At 72.0% G+C, this 17,385-nt stretch carries 17 protein-coding genes; 6 read left to right on the forward strand and 11 right to left on the reverse strand.

Annotated elements, in window-relative coordinates; translation table 11 throughout:
* Positions 1–19 precede the first annotated feature (19 nt).
* Both ACQKQD_RS01270 and ACQKQD_RS01275 read right to left on the reverse strand, forming a co-directional pair.
* A complete protein-coding gene (locus ACQKQD_RS01270; RefSeq protein ID WP_056531434.1) occupies positions 20–1,087 on the reverse strand; it encodes a lysylphosphatidylglycerol synthase domain-containing protein in 1,068 nt (355 codons plus the stop codon).
* A gap of 55 nt (positions 1,088–1,142) precedes the next feature.
* Entirely contained in the window at positions 1,143–1,328 is a 186-nt protein-coding gene (locus ACQKQD_RS01275) for a hypothetical protein (RefSeq protein ID WP_427507279.1), read from the reverse strand.
* A gap of 446 nt (positions 1,329–1,774) precedes the next feature.
* On the opposite strand from ACQKQD_RS01275, the gene ACQKQD_RS01280 reads away from it, so the two are divergent.
* Positions 1,775–3,085: a capsule polysaccharide transporter gene (locus tag ACQKQD_RS01280; protein ID WP_020090838.1), complete on the forward strand. Its 1,311-nt coding sequence runs from the start codon at positions 1,775–1,777 to the stop codon at positions 3,083–3,085.
* A 103-nt stretch (positions 3,086–3,188) separates the two neighbouring features.
* Positions 3,189–3,473, forward strand: coding sequence for a hypothetical protein (locus tag ACQKQD_RS01285; RefSeq protein ID WP_427507280.1), 285 nt, complete (start codon positions 3,189–3,191; stop codon positions 3,471–3,473).
* Between the two features lie 112 nt (positions 3,474–3,585).
* On the opposite strand, the gene ACQKQD_RS01290 is transcribed toward ACQKQD_RS01285, so the two are convergent.
* The 8 genes from ACQKQD_RS01290 to ACQKQD_RS01325 form a co-directional block, all read right to left on the reverse strand.
* Positions 3,586–4,947, reverse strand: a complete 1,362-nt coding sequence (locus ACQKQD_RS01290; protein WP_020090836.1) for a sigma-54 interaction domain-containing protein — start codon at positions 4,945–4,947, stop codon at positions 3,586–3,588.
* A gap of 57 nt (positions 4,948–5,004) precedes the next feature.
* Positions 5,005–5,337 carry a flagellar motor switch protein FliN gene (gene fliN, locus ACQKQD_RS01295; RefSeq protein WP_012321962.1) on the reverse strand — a complete coding sequence of 111 codons (333 nt, stop codon included), beginning with the start codon at positions 5,335–5,337 and terminating at the stop codon, positions 5,005–5,007.
* Positions 5,338–5,347: 10 nt separating this feature from the next.
* Entirely contained in the window at positions 5,348–5,959 is a 612-nt protein-coding gene (locus ACQKQD_RS01300; protein ID WP_427507281.1) for a FliH/SctL family protein, read from the reverse strand.
* A complete protein-coding gene (gene fliG / locus ACQKQD_RS01305) occupies positions 5,956–7,014 on the reverse strand; it encodes a flagellar motor switch protein FliG (RefSeq protein ID WP_020090834.1) in 1,059 nt (352 codons plus the stop codon). The genes ACQKQD_RS01300 and fliG overlap by 4 nt, the downstream gene beginning before the upstream one ends.
* A gap of 25 nt (positions 7,015–7,039) precedes the next feature.
* Complete coding sequence (gene fliF / locus ACQKQD_RS01310) at positions 7,040–8,671, reverse strand: flagellar basal-body MS-ring/collar protein FliF (RefSeq protein ID WP_427507282.1); 1,632 nt, start codon at positions 8,669–8,671, stop codon at positions 7,040–7,042.
* A gap of 369 nt (positions 8,672–9,040) precedes the next feature.
* Positions 9,041–9,316 (reverse strand): DUF1153 domain-containing protein, encoded by a 276-nt coding sequence (locus ACQKQD_RS01315; protein WP_007569077.1) that lies wholly within the window; start codon positions 9,314–9,316, stop codon positions 9,041–9,043.
* 91 nt (positions 9,317–9,407) lie between these two features.
* Complete coding sequence (locus ACQKQD_RS01320) at positions 9,408–10,094, reverse strand: flagellar hook assembly protein FlgD (RefSeq protein ID WP_020090831.1); 687 nt, start codon at positions 10,092–10,094, stop codon at positions 9,408–9,410.
* An 89-nt stretch (positions 10,095–10,183) separates the two neighbouring features.
* Positions 10,184–11,644: a flagellar hook-length control protein FliK gene (locus ACQKQD_RS01325; protein ID WP_427507283.1), complete on the reverse strand. Its 1,461-nt coding sequence runs from the start codon at positions 11,642–11,644 to the stop codon at positions 10,184–10,186.
* A gap of 335 nt (positions 11,645–11,979) precedes the next feature.
* On the opposite strand from ACQKQD_RS01325, the gene mnmA reads away from it, so the two are divergent.
* The 4 genes from mnmA to ACQKQD_RS01345 all read left to right on the forward strand — a co-directional run bounded on the left by mnmA (position 11,980) and on the right by ACQKQD_RS01345 (position 16,311).
* On the forward strand, positions 11,980–13,134 hold the full coding sequence (gene mnmA, locus ACQKQD_RS01330; RefSeq protein WP_020090829.1) for a tRNA 2-thiouridine(34) synthase MnmA: 1,155 nt from the start codon (positions 11,980–11,982) through the stop codon (positions 13,132–13,134).
* Positions 13,135–13,159: 25 nt separating this feature from the next.
* A complete protein-coding gene (locus ACQKQD_RS01335) occupies positions 13,160–13,813 on the forward strand; it encodes a class I SAM-dependent methyltransferase (RefSeq protein WP_056531444.1) in 654 nt (217 codons plus the stop codon).
* The gene (locus ACQKQD_RS01340) at positions 13,810–14,613 is read left to right on the forward strand and encodes a TVP38/TMEM64 family protein (RefSeq protein ID WP_020090827.1); all 804 of its coding nucleotides are present in this window, start codon (positions 13,810–13,812) and stop codon (positions 14,611–14,613) included. The genes ACQKQD_RS01335 and ACQKQD_RS01340 overlap by 4 nt, the downstream gene beginning before the upstream one ends.
* A 210-nt stretch (positions 14,614–14,823) precedes the next feature.
* Positions 14,824–16,311: a sensor histidine kinase gene (locus tag ACQKQD_RS01345; protein ID WP_020090826.1), complete on the forward strand. Its 1,488-nt coding sequence runs from the start codon at positions 14,824–14,826 to the stop codon at positions 16,309–16,311.
* 35 nt (positions 16,312–16,346) lie between these two features.
* On the opposite strand, the gene bioB is transcribed toward ACQKQD_RS01345, so the two are convergent.
* Positions 16,347–17,360, reverse strand: coding sequence for a biotin synthase BioB (gene bioB / locus ACQKQD_RS01350; protein ID WP_020090825.1), 1,014 nt, complete (start codon positions 17,358–17,360; stop codon positions 16,347–16,349).
* Positions 17,361–17,385 lie beyond the last annotated feature (25 nt).

Genomic DNA, 17,385 nt, shown 5'->3' on the forward strand with positions numbered 1-17,385 from the left:
GGCACGGGCAGGTCTCGGGTCACGGACGGTCGCAGGTGGGTGTGGCCGGGCGAACGCCGGCGCGGCGCGCCTCGAGATTCTGCCAGACGAGGAGGGCCGGCAGGCCGAGCACCACGTCGGGCACGCGACGGGCGAGCGACAGGGCGAGGGCGGTCCCCGCATCGATGCCGAACAGGCCGCAGACCAGCACCAGTCCGCCCTCCTGGACGCCGAGGCCGCTCGGGACCACGAAGGCGGCGGCCTTGATCGCCTGGCTCAGCGCCTCGATCACCAGAATGTCGGCCCAGCCGACATGGTCCACGCCGATGCAGGCGAGGACGACCGCGACCTCGACCGTGCCGAGCAGCCAGGCCAGGGCGTGGAGCGCGAACGATTGAGCGAGGTGTCCCCGGCGGCCCGGAGCCCAGACCGTGTCGAGGGCGCCCTGGATCCGGCGGTTCGGCTCGGGGCGCGCCTCGGCGTCGCGCACGAAGCGCCGGCCGAGGGCGGCGAGGCGATCCTCGAGCACTCGCACGATGCCGGTCCGCTGGAAGGCGAAGAAGGCCGCCACCGCCAGCCCGGCCACGACGAGCGTCCGCAGCGTCCAGCTGGCGAGGGCGGCCGCCTCGGCGCCCTCGACCCGGCTCAGGAGGCCGGCGCCGAGGCCCGCGAACAGGGCGAGCGTTCCCACCTGAAACAGCATATCGGCCAGCACGGAGGCGGCCGCCAGGGAGCCGGCGACGCCCCAGAAGGTGAGGAGGCGGGCGCCCAGCACGTCGCCGCCCACCGAGGCCACGGGCAGCAGCACGTTGATGCCTTCGCGGACGAAGCGCAGGATCATGCAGGCCGAAGCCGTCGCGGGCGCCAGCCCGTCGAGAATGCGCGCCCAGGCGAGTCCGCAGAGCAGGATCACCACGATCCGCACCAGCGTGACGCCGGCGAAGCCCGCCACGCCGATCCGTCCGAAGGCCGCGGCCACCGCGGCGAGATCGTTGGTCGCCACGAGCCAGACGGCGAGGCCGAGGCCGATCAGGGTGCCGAACAGCGGCAGGCGACGCAGCACGGCGTGGGCCGCCCGCCGCTTCCGGGAAACAGGGTCGCCGGTCACGGTGTGCGGGCCTCGCGTCGAGAGGCGGGCAAGAGCGCGCTCCAAGTTGTGCCGGTCAGCGGACCGGCGGCGATTCGTCGGGTGGTATCGCCGCTAGAGCGGTATTGGGGCCGAATTCGGGGACCCTGCGACGTGGCAGGACGGGATTGAGCACCGCGGCAAGCGCCTCGGCGGGCCCGGCGGCGGGATCGAGCAGGACGACCCGGCCCTCGGCCAGGCTCGCGCCGGTCGCGACCGCCACGGCGCGCTTCGGACAGGGACCGAGGCAGCCCGATTCCACGATGCACAACTTCCGCCGGCGTCCGCCGCCGTCGCGGGCGGCCCGCTTCCCGGCCTTCTTCAGCAGCGCGCGGAGGTCCCGCCCGCGCAGGCCCTGCCGATTCGCGCATTTCGAGCAGACGACGACGATCTCGGAGAGTTTGGTCTTGGCCGTGCGGCCGGTCGGGCAGCCATCAGGGGAGCCATCCGGGGCCGCGGCACGCGGTTCTGTCATCATTCAGAGACTGTAGGACGCGATACCGGCCCCGGGCTACGGCGCCCGTCGCCGCGGTGCAGCAGCCGGGCGGCGGGCGGGCTGGGCGCCATAAAAAGGGCCTAAAAGAACGGGATTCCGGTAACCGCGCACGGGCCGCCCCTCGGCCGGCGCCGCGGCAGCGGAACCGGCGCAGACCCAGGAACAAAGAGCGGATGAGCTTCGACGACGTCAAGGACGACACGCGCGAAGGCGAAATCGTGACGTTCGCCGCTCCGACCATGACGGAGCTGCGGCGCAGCGCGGAGACGATCCGGCCGGTGCCGGAGAAGCGGACCGCCCGGGCCCTCGTGGCGACCGTGCGGCAGCGCCTCGACTGGAGCCGTCTGCCGGGCCTGCGTCCCCGCGAGGAGGACACCTCGACCTACGGCGCGCGGATCATCCGCCGCGTCGGCCTGTTCGTGCTCCTGCCGACCCTGGTGGTCGGCCTGTACCTGTTCGCGTTCGCGTCCAATCAGTACGTTGCGGAAGCCCAGTTCGCGGTCCGCGGCAACGTCGAGCCGATGGAGAACATCTCGCTCGGCCAGTACACGAACCTCATCCAGAAGCACAACAGCCAGGACAGCTTCATCGTCCGCGACTACATCAACAGCCAGACGCTTGTCGAGGCGCTCGAGAAGAGTATCGGCATCTCCAAGATGTTCTCGCGGTCCGAGGCGGATTTCTGGGCCCGCTTCGACCCCAGTGATCCGATCGAGGACCTGACCAAATACTGGCGCAAGCACGTCGAGGCGCATATCGACTCGATCTCGGGTGTGATCCGTCTGTCCGTACGCGCCTTTACGCCCGAGGACGCCCTGACCATCGCCCAGGCGGTGGTGTCGCGCTCCGAGGCGCTGATCAACGACATCTCCAAGCGCGCCCAGGCCGACATGGTCGCCCAGGCCGAGGCCGACGCGAAGGTCGCCCAGGACCGGCTGCGCAAGGCGCACGTGGCGCTGCAGGCATTCCGCAATCAGTGGGGTGTGATCGATCCGATCAAGACCGCCGAGGGCACGCTGACCACGCTGACCCTGCTGCGGAAGGACAAGCTCAAGGCCGAGAACGACCTGCAGGTCCTGCGCGGCTCCAGCCTCGACGAGCGCTCGCGCTCGATCCAGACGCTGGTGGCCAACATCGCGGCCATCGACCAGCAGATGAAGTCGCTCCAGGACGAGCTGACGAGCGCCAACGCCGCCGCCGGCGGCCAGAACATGACCGAGGCGCTGCTCCAGTACGAGGGCCTGCTGGTCGAGCGGACCATCGCCGAGAAGCTGGAGGAATCGGCCCACAGCCTGCTCGACCGGGCGCGCATCTCGGCGAGCAAGCAGCACATCTTCCTGGCCACGTTCGTGCCGCCGGTCCTGCCGACCGACAGCCTCTATCCCGAGCGGGGCCACTCCCTCCTGGTGTCGTTCTTCTGCTTCCTGGTGATCTGGAGCTCGTCCGCGCTGCTGATCGCCGGCATCCGCGACCAGAGGATGTAGCGGCATCCGCGGCTCCCGGGATCTGGATCCCGGGCCGCGCGATCTGTAGAGGGAGGCGGCCCGGCCAACCGGGCGCACCTGGATGAGCGAAGTCTAACGGTCCATGTCGGATTTCTCCGATCTCGTCGCGAAGGCGATCCAGCCGTCGATGACCCGTGAGGAGCGCGAGGCGGTCTACACGGTCGTGCGGCAGGCCGTGCTCCGGTTGCAGGAGCGGGAGGCGTTCCCGCCGGACGACCCGCGGGTCGCCCTCCAGCGCCACCTCGTCGAGGAGACGATCCGCGACGTCGAGGGCGACGTCGCCCGCTACGAATCCCTGCGCAAGCTCGACGCGGCTTTCGCGGCCCAGGCCGAAGCCCACAAGGCGGCCCAGAGCGGTCGGCTCTAGGGCGTCATCGCCGGTCCGCCCCCGTCACGGCACGGGTACGCCCGGCCCTTCACATCCGTGACGTTCGCCGTCGCCCGGCGCGTCCGCGCCGGGGCCGCTCCGTGGATGCGCGTCAGCCGCAGGCGACGCTCGCCCGGACGCTGCCGGGCTCGGCCACGTCGAGGCCCGCCGACACGTACTCGTTGAGCTTGTTGCGCAGGGTCCGGATCGAGATGCCGAGGATCTTGGCCGCGTGGGTCCGGTTACCGAGGCAGTGATCCAGCGTGTCGAGGATCAGGTCGCACTCGACCTGCGCCACGGTCCGGCCCACCAGCCCGCGGGTGGCGGCCTCGGCGACCTGGGCGGCGCGCGCGGCCGGCCCCTCGACCGCGAAGGTCTCGCCCTCGGGCGACAGGATCGCCTCCGGGCCGATCGCGTCGCCCGAGGCGAGCAGCACCGCCCGGTGCAGGGTGTTCTCCAACTCGCGCACGTTGCCGCGCCACGGGTTCCGCAGCACGAGCGCCCGGGCCTCCGCGGAGAGCGGGCGGACCGGCATCCCGTTCACCGCGGCGTATTTGCGGGCGAAGTGGGTGGCGAGTTCGAGGATGTCGGCCGGGCGCTCGCGCAGCGGCGGGAGCCGCAGGCCGACGACGTTGAGCCGGTAGAGCAGGTCCTCCCGGAACGTGCCCTTGCGGACCTCCTCGGCGAGGTTGCGGTTCGAGGTAGCGAGCACGCGGATGTCGACCCGCACCGGGGCGGTCCCGCCGACCCGGTCAATGACCCGCTCCTGCAGGGCGCGCAGCAGCTTCGCCTGCAGGCGCACGTCCATCTCGGAGATCTCGTCGAGGAGCAGCGTGCCGCCGTTGGCCTCCTCGAACCGGCCGATGCGCCGGGCGACCGCGCCGGTGAACGCGCCCTTCTCGTGGCCGAACAGCTCGGATTCGAGCAGGGCCTCGGGGATCGCCGCGCAGTTCACCGAGACGAAGGGCTTACCCGCCCGATTGGACTTCTGGTGAACGTGCCGGGCCAGCACCTCCTTGCCGGTGCCGCTCTCGCCGGTGATCAGCACCGAGGCCTCGGAGCGGGCGACCTGCTCGGCGAGCTTGACCACCCGCTCCATTGACGGATCGCGCCAGACGAAGGCGGCGCGGTCGGTGGCGACCGCCTCCAGCACCGCCGCGATCATCTCGGGATCGGGCGGGAGCGGGATGTACTCCTTGGCGCCCGCCCGGATCGCCGCCACGGCGGCCGAGGCGTCCGCAGAGACGCCGCAGGCGACCACCGGCGTGCGGATCCGCTCTCCCTCCAGCGCGGTGACGAGGTCGCGGATCGGCAGACCCACGTCGATCATGATGAGATCGGCGCCCCGCGCGCGCAGGACGGTGAGGCCCTGCGGCACGGCGTCGGCCTGCGTGACGGCGGCGCCGCGCTGCATCGCGATCTTCGAGGCGGTGATCAGCTCGCCGTTGAGCCGCCCGATCATCAGGAGCCGCATGGTTCGTCCCTCTCCAAACCCGCGCGCGGACAGCACACCGGCGTCCGCGGCTGAAATTCACTCACCCTTGACGATCTCGGTCATCGTCACGCCGAGCCGGTCCTCGACGAGGACGACCTCGCCGCGGGCCACCAGCCGGTTGTTGACGAACACGTCGATCGCCTCGCCGACCTTCCGGTCGAGTTCGAGCACCGCGCCGGGCGCGAGCCGGAGCAGGTCGCCGATCGGCATCCGGGCGGAGCCGAGCACCGCCGAGACCATCACGGGCACGTCGAAGAGCTGCTCCAGGTCGGCCGCGGTCTTCGGGGTGGTGGGCGCGTCGCGGATCGAGCCCGCGGCGTAGTCGGTGTCGTGCTCGCCGAGCTGGGGCAGGCTGAAATCGTCGGACATCAGGATCTCCTCACGGGCCCGTCGGCAGGCCGAGGGCGTCGAGCACCGCCGCCTCGATGCGGGCGCGCTCCCGAACGATGCCGCCGTCCGCCCACTCGATGCGGGCGTCGCCCGCCGCCATGTCGGGGTCGCCCAGCACCACGAGCCGGCCCTCGTAGCCGCGCTCGCGCGCGAGGCGCTTCACCAGGGTCTCGGCCTCCTCGACCAAGCCGTCGTGCACCCGCACCACCAAGTGCGGCACGCCGCGCAGGTGCTGGAGCGCCGTCCGGGCCGCCTCGCCGATGCCGGCGAGCGGGGCGGCATCGAGAGCGTCGCCCGCCACCTTGCGGGCGATCAGCATGGCCACCTCGACCGCTTGCGCCTCGCGCTCGGTGTCGCGGGCGTCGGCCTGGGCGATCAGGCCCGCGGCGGCGAGCGCCAGGCGGGTCATGGCGTCGGCGAGCCGCCCCTGGACCTGCGCCTCGGCCTGGGCGCGTCCCTCCTGCAGGCCGCGGGCATGCGCCTCGGCCTCGGCGCGGAGCGCGGTCTCGGCGGCGCGCAGGGCCTCGGCGCTAGGGCGGCCGCTGCGGAAGTCGGTCTCGAACAGGAACGGCTTCGCGCTCCGGGCGGATTGGGCGCTCAATAGACCAGCTCCTCCTCGGCGCTATTCTTGGCGATCATGATCTCGCCCTTCTCGGCGAGGTCCTTGGCGATCTCGGTCATCTTGGCCTGCGCCTCATCCACCTCCTTGAGGCGGACCGGCCCGAGCGAGGCCATCTCGTCCGTGAGGTTCTTGGCCGCGCGGGTCGACATCTGCCTCAGGAAGAAGCCGCGGGTCGGCTCGTTGGCGCCCTTGAGCGCGCGGCACAGGGTCTCGTTGTCGATGCTGCGCAGCAGGGTCTGGACGCTGCCCGGATCGAGTTTCAGCAGGTCCTCGAAGGTGAACATCAGCTCGCGGATCCGCTTGGCCGAGCCGCGGTTCGCCTGGTCGAGGGCGGCGAGGAAGCGGCCCTCCGTCTGCCGGTCGAAGGCGTTGAACACGTCGGCCATCATCTCGTGGGCGTCGCGGCGCTGGGTCTGGGCGATGGTCGACACGAACTCGACCCGCAGCGTCTCCTCGATGTGGCGCAGCGCCTCCTTCTGCACCGTCTCCATGCGCAGCATCCGGTTGAGGACGTCGATGGCGAAGTCCTCCGGCAGGATGGTGAGCACCTTCGCCGCGTAGTCGGCGCGCACCCGCGACAGCACCACCGCCACGGTCTGCGGGTACTCGTTGCGCAGGAACGACGCGAGGATCTCCGGGTCGACCTGGGCGATCGAGGCCCAGACGCGCTTGCCCGACGCGCCCTTGATCTCCGCCATGATCAGCGAGACCTGATCGCTGGGGAAGATCTTGAGGAGCAGCGCCTCGGTCCGCTCGAAGTTCGACGAGATGCCGCCACTGTTGCCGAGCTTGGTCACGAACTCGATGATCAGCTTCTCGACGGTCTGCGCCTCCAGCGTGCCGAGCTGGACCATGGCGGCGCTGACCTTCTTGATCTCCTCCTCCTCGAGCATCTGCCAGATCGGGGCGCCTTCCTCCTCCCCGAGCATCAGCAGGAGCGCGGCGGCGCGCTGCGGCCCGGGCATCGACGCGAACGAATCGCCGCCCGCCGTCGCCAGCGTGTTGGCCAGACCCAGTGCCGCACCTGCCGCCATCGTGTTGCCCTCGACGCCCTACGCTTCACTCTTCCTGGATCCAGGTGCGCAGCACCTCGACGGTCTCGGACGGGCTCGCCCGGACCATGTCGACCACGCGCTGGACCGTCTCGGCCTGGACCTGGCCGTTGATCTTGGCGAACTCCATCAGCCGCGCGGTCGGGTTGTCGCGGTCGATGACCGTCACGGTCTGGCCCGGACCCGCGACCGCGGCGGCGTCGCCGGAGAGCGCGATTCCGGACGCCGTCAGGACCGGGGCATCCGGGACCGGCGCGAGCACCTGGCGCACCAGGGGGCGGACCACCGTGAGCAGGACGATGAGCGTCAGCAGCGCCAGGACGGCGAGCTCGGCCATGCGCAGCACGTCCTCCTTGGTGGGGGCGAGCAGCGACTGGATCAGCGTGGGCTCGGTGAATTGCGGTACGCTCGGCGCCTCCGCGAAGCGCAGGTTCACCACCTCGATCTGGTCGCCGCGGGCCTTGTCGAAGCCGACGGCGCCGCGCACCAGCGCGGTGATCCTCTCGATCTCGGCGGGCGTGCGCGGGCTGTAAGTCTGCTTGCCGTCGGGGGCGGTGGCGTAGACGCCGTCGAGCACCACGGCGACCGACAGGCGCTTGATCCGGCCGCTCTCGGCGATCTCGGTCTTGGTGACCCGCGAGATCTCGTAGTTGGTGGTTTCCTCGTTCTTGTTGGTCGCGTCCTTGGGCGTCGGCGTCTTGTCGCCGCCATTGGCGCCGGGCAACTCGTTGCCGACGCTGACCTGTCCCTCGGCATTGCCGGTGACCGCCGATTCGGTGCGGGTCTGGGCGGAGCGCACGACCCGGCTCTCGGGATCGAAGGTCTCGGAGCGGCTCTCGACCCGGTTGAGGTCGAGTTCCGCGTTGACCTGGACGCGGGCCCGGCCCGGGCCGACGATGCCGGCGACGACGTCCTCGATCTGGCCGCGCAGGCGCCGTTCGAGGCCGACCTGCCGGTCCTCGAACCCGCCGGCGACGTCGGCCGCGGCGTCCCGGGCGCCGTCGGCCAGAAGCCGGCCGCGCTCATCGACGATCGAGATCCGTTCGGGCTTGAGGCCCTCCACCGCGGAGGCCACGAGATGGCGGATCGCCCGGACCTGCCCGGAATCGAGATCGCCCATCAGCTTCAGCACGATCGCCGCGCTCGGGCTCTCCCGGTCCCGCTCGAACAGGCGGCGCTCCGGCAGCACGAGATGGACGCGGGCCGCCTGGACCCGCCCGATCGCCCGGATCGAGCGCGCCAGTTCGCCCTCCAGGGCACGCAGGTGGTTCACGTTCTGGACGAAGTTGGTGGACGAGAACGCGTCGCCCTTGTCGAAGATCTCGTAGCCGACGCCGCCCTGGGTCGGCAGGCCCTTGCCGGCGAGGTCCATGCGCAGCTTGGCGAGGTCCGGGCGGGGGGCCAGGATCGTCTGCCCGGCATCGCCCCGCGTCTCGTAGCGGATGCCGCGGCTGTCCAGCTCCCGGACCACGGAGGCCGAGTCCTGCATCGACAGGTCGGAGAACAGCACGCCCATGTCGGGGCGCGAGACCCGCAGGATGATGAAGGCGAAGAAGCCGATGAGCGTCAGCGTCACCGCCGCCATGGCGGCGATTCGGGCCGGTCCGAACTTCGTGACGAGATCGAGAACCGGCTTCACGGGAGGATTCGCTGCACTCTAACGCTGGCGGACCCCGGCGGCCCGCTCGGCAGAAATTGCCCAGGTCGTGGTTAGCGGGTCGTTAATGCGGGGGCGTCCCGCGGGCTCGGATGCGGGCGCCGGAACGACCGAAGCCGCGCCCGGGGTCCGGACGCGGCTTCGTGAGTCCTCGGATTCGACCGGGCCAGCCCCTCGGCGCCGTCTTAGGTCGTCGCTGCGGGCGGGTGGCCTTCGCGTCGGTCCGGGGCCGCGAAGCGGGTCCCTCGACCAGAGTCGGCGACGCGCCGGGTCCGGCACCCGCGGTCTCGATGAGACCCGGAAGCGCCGGCGGCGTCCCGGGATAGGGGCGCCCGGCACAGGCGCCGCGGATCAGTGACGGTAGTGCTGGATCCGGGTCGTCCGCAGGCCGGCGAGGCCGTGCTGGTCGATGGAGAACTGCCAGCTGAGGAATTCCTCTGTGGTCAGCGTGTAGCGCTTGCACGCCTCCTCCAGGCTGAGGAGACCGCCGCGCACCGCGGCCACGACCTCGGCCTTGCGCCGGATCACCCAGCGACGGGTGCTCGGGGGCGGAAGGTCCGCGATCGTCAGGGGGCTGCCGTCGGGCCCGATCACGTACTTCACTCTCGGGCGGCTCGGTTCGGTCATGATACGCTCTACACTCGACTGACCTGTCGAGCATTGAAGGTACTTGTGCCCGCTTAAGAGATGTTGAAGCGAGTCACTCGGATGTGATTCGTTAAGTGCCACTTGTGGACAACCCGATGGTCTGGACGCTGGACAGCGGCACGCGCTGCGAACCGATCACCAGCACCGGCGACGTTCCGCTGAGATCGACCTCGTCGACCGTGCCCGTGAGGCTCGTATCGACCGAAACGCTCGAGCCGGTGGCATCCGTGGCCGCCACCTTGATCGAGTAGTTCCCGTCGGGCGCGGTCAGGCCGGCCGAGGTCTTGCCGTTCCACGTGTAGGTCTGGCTGCCGGCATTGAGCGCGGTGGTCTGCGTGGCCACGACGTTGCTCTTCGAGTCCAGGACCGTGATCACCGCCTTCGAGGCGGCCCGGGCCGGGTTCAGCGTCCAGGAGGCGGAGCCGCCGGACAGCTGCGAGGCGCTGCCGTCGGCCGACACGGTCTTCCCGATGTAGCTCGTGGCCGAGGCCGAGCTCGCCGATTGCGAGGCGCTCAGGATGCTGTCGAGGCGGTCGTTGGTCTTGAGCTGCTGCTCGACGCCGGCGAACTGCACCAGCTGCTGCGTGAACTGGTTGGTGTCCATCGGGTCGAGGGGGTTCTGGTTCTTGAGCTGCGTGGTCAGCAGCGTCAGGAACTGCGTGAAGTTGCTGGCGATCTCGGTGGCGTTGCCGCTGCTGCTCGTGGACGAGCCCGTCGTGTTCGTCGTGCTCGTCAGGCTCGATATACCGCTCGTCATGCTGATCTCTCCTGTGCCGCGTCCTGGCGCAGGGGCCGGATGCGCGTCGTGTCTGTGTGGGGCCGCGATGCGGGCGCCGCGCGTACCGCTTAGATCCTCATGTCGAGGCCGCCGTAGCCGCGCAGGACGCGGATCGGGGCGACCTCGTGCGGGGCTTCCGCCTGATCGCGCGACCAGCCCGTGCCGCCCCCGCGCGGGGAATCGCCCGGCTGACCGCCGCTGCCGCCGCTCTGGGCGCTTCCGTCGCCCCGCAGCGACAGGTTGATCCCGCCGGCCGAGGGATCGAAGCCGGCCTGGGTCAGCGCCTGCTGCAGCTGGCCGGCGTCGCGCTGGAGCAGCGCGAGGGTCTCGGGCCGGTCGACCACGAGGTGGGTCATGACGCGGCCGTGTGCCTTGTCGATCTCCAGCTTGACGTCGATGCGCCCGAGCTCGGCCGGATCGAGCCGGATCTGGAACTCGTTGGATCCGCGCAGCGACCTCAGGCCGATGGTCATCGGCACCTGGCCGATCGGGATGGGTGGGTCGGTCTGGAGCGACGCGGTCTGCGTCGGCGCGGCGGTCTCCTGGGCGGCGCGCGTCGTGTCCACGGCCTGGCCGGATGTCGCGGGCGGCGCCGGACCACCCTGCGCCGCCGCGGGCAGCGTCTGAAGCGGACCTGCGCCCTGGCCAACGTCGGTCAGGGCGGTGAGGAAATCCTGGGCCGCCGCATCGGACGTCGCGGCCGCCGCGCCGCCGGCCGTCAGGCCGTCGACCGGGACGCTGCCCGGTCCGACTTTGCCGGGTTCGTGACCGGCGCCTGCCGACGCCGTGGCGGTCCCGGCGATGCTGGGGACGGTTCCGGCCGCGCGGCCGCCGCCCTGAGTGTTCGTGCCGGAAGGGCCCGCGGCTGCGCCGGTTCCGGAGAGAGCCGCCGAGCCGTCCTGCGCTGGTGCCGTGCCGGTACCCGCATCCGTCTCAGCCTCGGCCTCGGTCTTGACCGTCCCGGTTGCGCCGCCCCCCTCGGACAGCGCGGCGATGAGGGCCAGAAGGGAGGCGGACGGCCCCGAGGCCGCGGGTTGCGCGGGGGCCTCGGCCTTCTGCGGCGGCACCGCCGCGTCGGCCTCGGGGCCTGCGGTGCCGGCCGCCTCGGCGGCCGGATCCTGCCCGGCCGCGACGGCCTCGGAACCCTGCTGCGCGGCGGCTCCCGCCCGGCCGGTCTCGGCGGTGTGCGCCGCGCCCGCCTTCGGAGCCTCGGCGCGCGCGCCCGCGGCGGAGGGCGGTCCCTCGGCCTGCGCGGCCGAGGCCGGCGCATCCGCCGGCTTGGCGAGGCTGACCCTCTTGTCCGCGACCCGGGCCTCGGTCTGAAGCGCCGCATCCCGGGCGCGGTCGCCGGCCAGCCGCGCGGCGTCGGCCTGATCGCGCAGGTCGGCCTGACGGGCGCGGGCCGAGGCGGCGACGTCGCGCTGATCGGCGGCGCGGGCCCGCGCCGTCGCGGCGTCGTCGCGGGCCTGGGCCGCGCTCAGGGCGGCGCCGAAGCGGTCCTGCGCGGAATTGCCGGCGCGGGCCGCCACGCCCGCGGCCTCCCAGCCCGAACGCTGCGCCTGCGCGTTCCGCGCGGACGGAATCCAAGTGGTGACATCCAAACGATCCGCCGCGCCGCTCGCCATTCCGGACTCCTCTGGGCCGCACAGCAGCAAGGCGCGCGCCACCGTGCCGGCCGGATAAGTCTCTGAAAAATCTCGTTCTCTGCTTGCAGCACGCGGGTCGGACCTGATCGAAGCTGCCGCCCGCCCGGCAGGATCTGCCGAGTGTCCGATCTCGCTGCCCTGGAAAGCCGGGCGAAGTCCCGCTATAGACGGCCCGTGCAGCCAGGGAGCTTCCGGGCCGGCGGCTGCGGACCCTCACGATGAACGCCCTCGATCTTCCCAAAGCCCCCCACGAGACGCGCGTCGTCGTCGCCATGTCGGGCGGCGTCGATTCCTCCGTGGTCGCGGGCCTGCTGAAGCGGCAGGGCTTCGACGTGGTCGGCGTCACGCTCCAGCTCTACGACCACGGCGCGGCGAGCCACCGCAAGGGCGCGTGCTGCGCCGGCCAGGACATCCACGACGCCCGGGCGGCGGCGGAGCATCTCGGCATCCCGCACTACGTCCTCGATTACGAGGATCGCTTCCGCGACGAAGTCATCGAGAAGTTCGCCGAGAGCTACCTCGCGGGCGAGACGCCGATCCCCTGTGTCGAGTGCAACCGCACGGTGAAGTTCCGCGACCTGCTGGGCCTCGCCCGCGACCTCGACGCCGACGCGCTCGCCACCGGCCACTACGTGGCCAGCCGGGCGCTCCCGGGCGGCGGCCGCGCGCTCCACCGCGCCCTCGATCCCGCCCGTGACCAGAGCTACTTCCTCTACGCGACCACGGCGGAGCAGCTGGACTTCCTGCGCTTCCCCCTGGGCGAGATGGAGAAGACCGAGACCCGCGCGCTCGCGAAGGATCTCGGCCTGTCCCTCGCCGAGAAGCCGGACAGCCAGGACATCTGCTTCGTGCCGCAGGGCCGCTACAGCGACGTGATCGCGCGTCTGCGCCCCGACGCGGCGCGGCCCGGCGAGATCGTCGACCTCGCCGGCCACGTCCTCGGCCGGCACGACGGGATCGTGCATTACACGGTGGGCCAGCGGAAGGGCCTCGGCCTGTCCGGGCCCGAGCCGCTCTACGTCGTGCGGCTGGAGCCGGACTCGGCCCGCGTTGTGGTCGGGCCGCGCACGGCGCTGGCCACGACCCGGATCCGCCTCTCGGACCTCAACTGGCTCGGCGAGGGGCCGGTGGCGGCCGTGCGCGACCTGCCGGTGGCGGTCCGCGTGCGCTCGACCCGTCCGCCGCGCCCGGCGACGCTGACGGTCGGGCCGGACGGCGCGGCCGAGGTCGTGCTCGCCGAGCCCGAGGACGGCGTGTCGCCGGGCCAGGCCTGCGCGATCTACGCGGATGACGGCCCCCGGGCCCGGGTCCTGGGCGGCGGCACCATCCGGCGTGTCGACGCGTTGTCGGCCCGGCCCCGCGAGGCCGCCTGATCTCAACCTCTGGAACCTTCGAACGATGCTGAGCGAGCCGCAGATGGCCGGGCCGAGCACGGCCCTGATGCGCAAGGCCTATGCCCGCTGGGCCCCCGTCTACGACGTGGTCTACGACAAGCTCACCGAGCCCGCGGCCCGCGCCGCCGTCGAGGCGGCGGCCGAGCACGGGCCGCGGATCCTAGAGGCCGGCGTCGGCACCGGGCTGGCGCTGGGCTACTATCCGAAGGCCAGCTTCGTCTGCGGCGTCGACCTCTCCGAGGACATGCTCAAGCGCGCCCGCGCCAAGGTCCGGCGCCGGAACCTGGCCCACGTGAAGGGCCTCCAGGTGATGGACGTCTGCCACCTCGGCTACGCCGACGCGAGCTTCGACGCCGTCGTGGCCCAGTTCCTGATCACCCTGGTGCCCGATCCCGAGGCCGCGATGTCGGAGTTCCTGCGGGTGGTGCGCCCGGGCGGCGGCATCGTCCTCGCCAACCATTTCGGCCAGAGCGACGGCCCTCTGGCCCGGGTCGAGGAAGTCGTGGCGCCGCTCTGCACGAAGATCGGTTGGTCGTCGGACTTCAAGGCGACGCGGATCGAGGCCTGGGCGCGGCGCAACGGCGTCGAGGTCCTGGGATTGAAGCCGACCTTCCCGGGCGGGTTCTTCAAGATCCTGCGGATGCGCAAGCCCGGGTGAGCGAGACTGGCAACGCCCCCGTCGCCGAAGGCCGCGTCGAGAACCGCGAGGGGCGCTGGAAGCGCCTGCGGCGCTGGCTCCCGCTGGCGCTGCTCCTGACGGTGTCGGCGGTGGTCCTGGTCTCGGGAGCCGCGCAACTCCTCAGCCTCGACCGCCTGCTCGCGTCCCGCCTCTGGCTGCGCGGCTTCGTCGAGGCCGGGTATCTCCGCGCGCTGGTCGCGGCCTACTGCCTCTATGTCGGGGCCGTCGTCGTGTCGGTACCGGCCACGCTGATCCTCACGATGGTCTGCGGCTTCCTGTTCGGCATCGTGCCGGGGGCCCTCACCGCGGTCTGTGCGGCCACGACCGGGGCGGCCATCGTGTTCGCGATCGGCCGCGGGCCCGGCGCCGACCTGCTGCGGCGCATGGGCGGCACGCGCCTGGCCGGGCTGGCCGAGGGCTTCCGGCGCGACGCCTTCGGCTACATCGCGGTGCTCCGCCTCCTGCCGCTGTTCCCGTTCTGGGTGACCAACCTCGCGCCCGCCGCCTTCGGGGTGAAGATGCGGGTCTTCGTGCTCGCCACGTTCCTGGGGCTGCTGCCGGGCGCGGTCGTGTACGCCACCACGGGCGCGGGCATCGAGGACGTCGTCGCCGCCCACGAGGCCGCCAGGGCCGCCTGCCTAGCGACTGGGGCGGGCGGCTGCGACCAGGCCCTGACCCTGCGCGCCCTGGTCACGCCCAAGATGGTTGCAGGTCTCGCGATGCTGGCCGTCTTCGCCCTGGTCAGCATGCTGCTGAGCCGCCGCGCCCGACGCGGCTGAGATGCGCAGCCGAGACGCGCGATCCGCCGCCGGCTGTGTTTTTCGGTGTCTGAGGGCGCGTGCAACCGCTTGGAGGGGGATATCGTATAGTGCTCGCCGCCGGGAGCCTGTATTCCCGCCTGCGAATCTGTGGCTTGCGAACATGTATCCCGCGAAGGCCGAACCCGGCTCGAGCTTTCTCAATCCTCTCTCCGCCGATCCTCATCCGCGATGCCGGCGCGGAGCGTGACCGGCGTGTCCCTCGAGTCCCATCAGGCCGCGGCACCGGCGACGCCGGCGCCCGCACCGGCCCGCGACGTCCCCGAGCGGCGCACCGCGCGCCTCGGCCTGTCCGGGCGCCTGTTCCTCGTCACCGTCGCGTTCGTGGTGGTGGCCGAGGTGCTGACCTACGTGCCGGCGGTGGCCAATTACCGGATCGAATGGATGTCCGACCGCCTGGCGGCCGCGCAAGTCGCCGCTCTGGTGCTCGACGGGCGGACCGGCGAGCCGGTCTCCGAGCCGCTCGAGAGCCGGCTCCTGGCCGGCGTGAACGCCCGCGCCATCGCCGTCCGCGGCGGCGGCGCCCAGCGTCTGCTGGCCATCGAGCCCATGCCCGAGCAGGTCGCCGACACCGTCGACCTGCGCGACGTCACGGCCCTGTCGGCGATCCGGGGCGCGTGGCGCACCCTCGTGGCGCCGGTCCACGAGCCGATCCGCGTGGTCGGGGAGGGCGGCATCGGCTTCGACCGGGTCGAGATCCTGCTCGACGAGGCGCCGCTGCGCACCGCCATGATCGACTACGCGCTGCGCCTGCTGGTCTCCTCGCTGATCATCGCGGCGGCCGCCGCCGGTCTCGTCTTCGTGGTGCTGCAGGTGCTGATCGTGCGCCCCGTGCGGCGGCTCGCCACCAGCATCACGGCCTTCGCGGATGATCCGGAGGATGCCGGGCGGATCATCGCGCCGTCCCGCCGCAGCGACGAGATCGGCCAGGCCGAGCGGGCGCTCGGGCGGATGCAGCGCAGCCTCGCCGACCAGCTCCGGCAGAAGCGGCGACTCGCCGAACTGGGCTTGGCGGTCAGCAAGATCAGCCACGAACTGCGCAACCTGCTGACCGGCGCGCAGCTCCTGGGCGACCGCCTGGAGGGGACCGAGGATCCGACCGTGCAGCGCGTGGCCCCCCGCCTCGTCGGGACGCTGGCCCGCGCGATCCGCTTCTGCGAGGCGACCCTCGCCTACGGGCGCGTCTCCGAGCGGGCGCCGCTCCTCACCAGCACGCCGCTGGCACCGGTCTTCGCGGAGCTTCCGGATCTCGCCGCGCTGGCGGCGCATCCGGTCAGCGTCCAGGTCGCGGCGGGCGATCTCTCCGTGCAGGCCGATCCGGAGCAGCTCGGGCGGGCGCTGGCCAACCTCGTGCGCAATGCCGTGCAGGCGCTGGACGGGGCGGCCGTGCCGGAGGCCGCCGTGAGCGTGGTCGCCGCCCGCGCGGCACCGGGCCGGGTCACGATCCTGGTCGCCGATAACGGTCCCGGTCTCCCGGCGCGCGCGCGGGAGAACCTGTTCGCGCCGTTCCAGGGATCCATGCGGTCCGGTGGCACGGGCCTCGGGCTGCCGATCGCCGCCGAGCTGATCGGGATCAACGGCGGCACCCTCACCCTCGACGATTGCGAGGCCGAGGGGCTGAGCGGCGCGCGCTTCCGGATCGTGCTGCCGGAGGGCTGACGGGACCGGACCCGCGAGACGGTGCCCCGCTGCCGCTACTCGGCCGCGGCCCTGACGGGCTCCCCGACCCGGATGCCGAGATCGGCCAGCAGCGCCGCGTCGTCGTCCTGCCCGTTATTGGCGGTGGTGAGCAGCCGCTCGCCGTAGAAGATCGAGTTGGCGCCGGCGAGGAAGCACAGCACCTGGGCCTCGCGGGTGAGGCTCTTGCGGCCGGCGCTGAGCCGCACGCGGGAGCGCGGCATCACGATCCGCGCCGTGGCGCACATGCGCACCAGATCGAACGGGTCGACCGCCGGCTGGTCCTCCAGCGGGGTGCCGGGCACCGCCACGAGGGCGTTGATCGGCACGCTTTCCGGATGGGGGGCGTGGTTGGACAGAACCTGGAGCATCGCGGCGCGGTCGGTGACACCTTCGCCCATCCCGACGATACCGCCGCAGCACACGCCGATCCCGGCCTCGCGGACGTTCGCGAGGGTCTGCAGGCGCTCGTCGTAGGTGCGGGTGGAGATGATGTCCTCGTAGAAATCCGGCCCGGTATCGAGGTTGTGGTTGTAGGAGGTCAGCCCGGCCTCGGCGAGGCGTCCGGCCTGCGAGGGCGTGAGCATGCCGAGCGTCACGCAGGCCTCCATGCCGAGGCCGCGCACGCCGCGCACCATGGCGAGCACCGCGTCGAATTCCGGGCCGTCCTTCGGCTGGCGCCACGCGGCGCCCATGCAGAAGCGCTGGGCGCCGGCGGCCTTGGCGGCGGCCGCCTCGGCCAGCACCGTCTCCACCGGCATCAGCCGCTCGCGCGCGACGCCCGCGCCCTTGTGATGGGCCGATTGCGGGCAGTAGGCGCAATCCTCCGGGCAGCCGCCGGTCTTGATCGACAGGAGAGACGCCCGCTGGATGTCGGCGGGGTCGTTGTGCCGGCGGTGCACCTGCGCGGCCCGGAACACGAGGTCCATCAGCGGCAGGTCGTGGATCGCGCGGATCTCCGCCACGCTCCAGTCGTGGCGGATGTCGCCGAGGTCGGGCTGCTGGGAACCGGGGAGGGAAGTCGCGCTCATGCGGTGTTTGAGCCGGATCGGCGGA

It is taken from the genome of Methylobacterium sp. NPDC080182 (genome assembly GCF_050281105.1).
GTDB lineage: Bacteria > Pseudomonadota > Alphaproteobacteria > Rhizobiales > Beijerinckiaceae > Methylobacterium.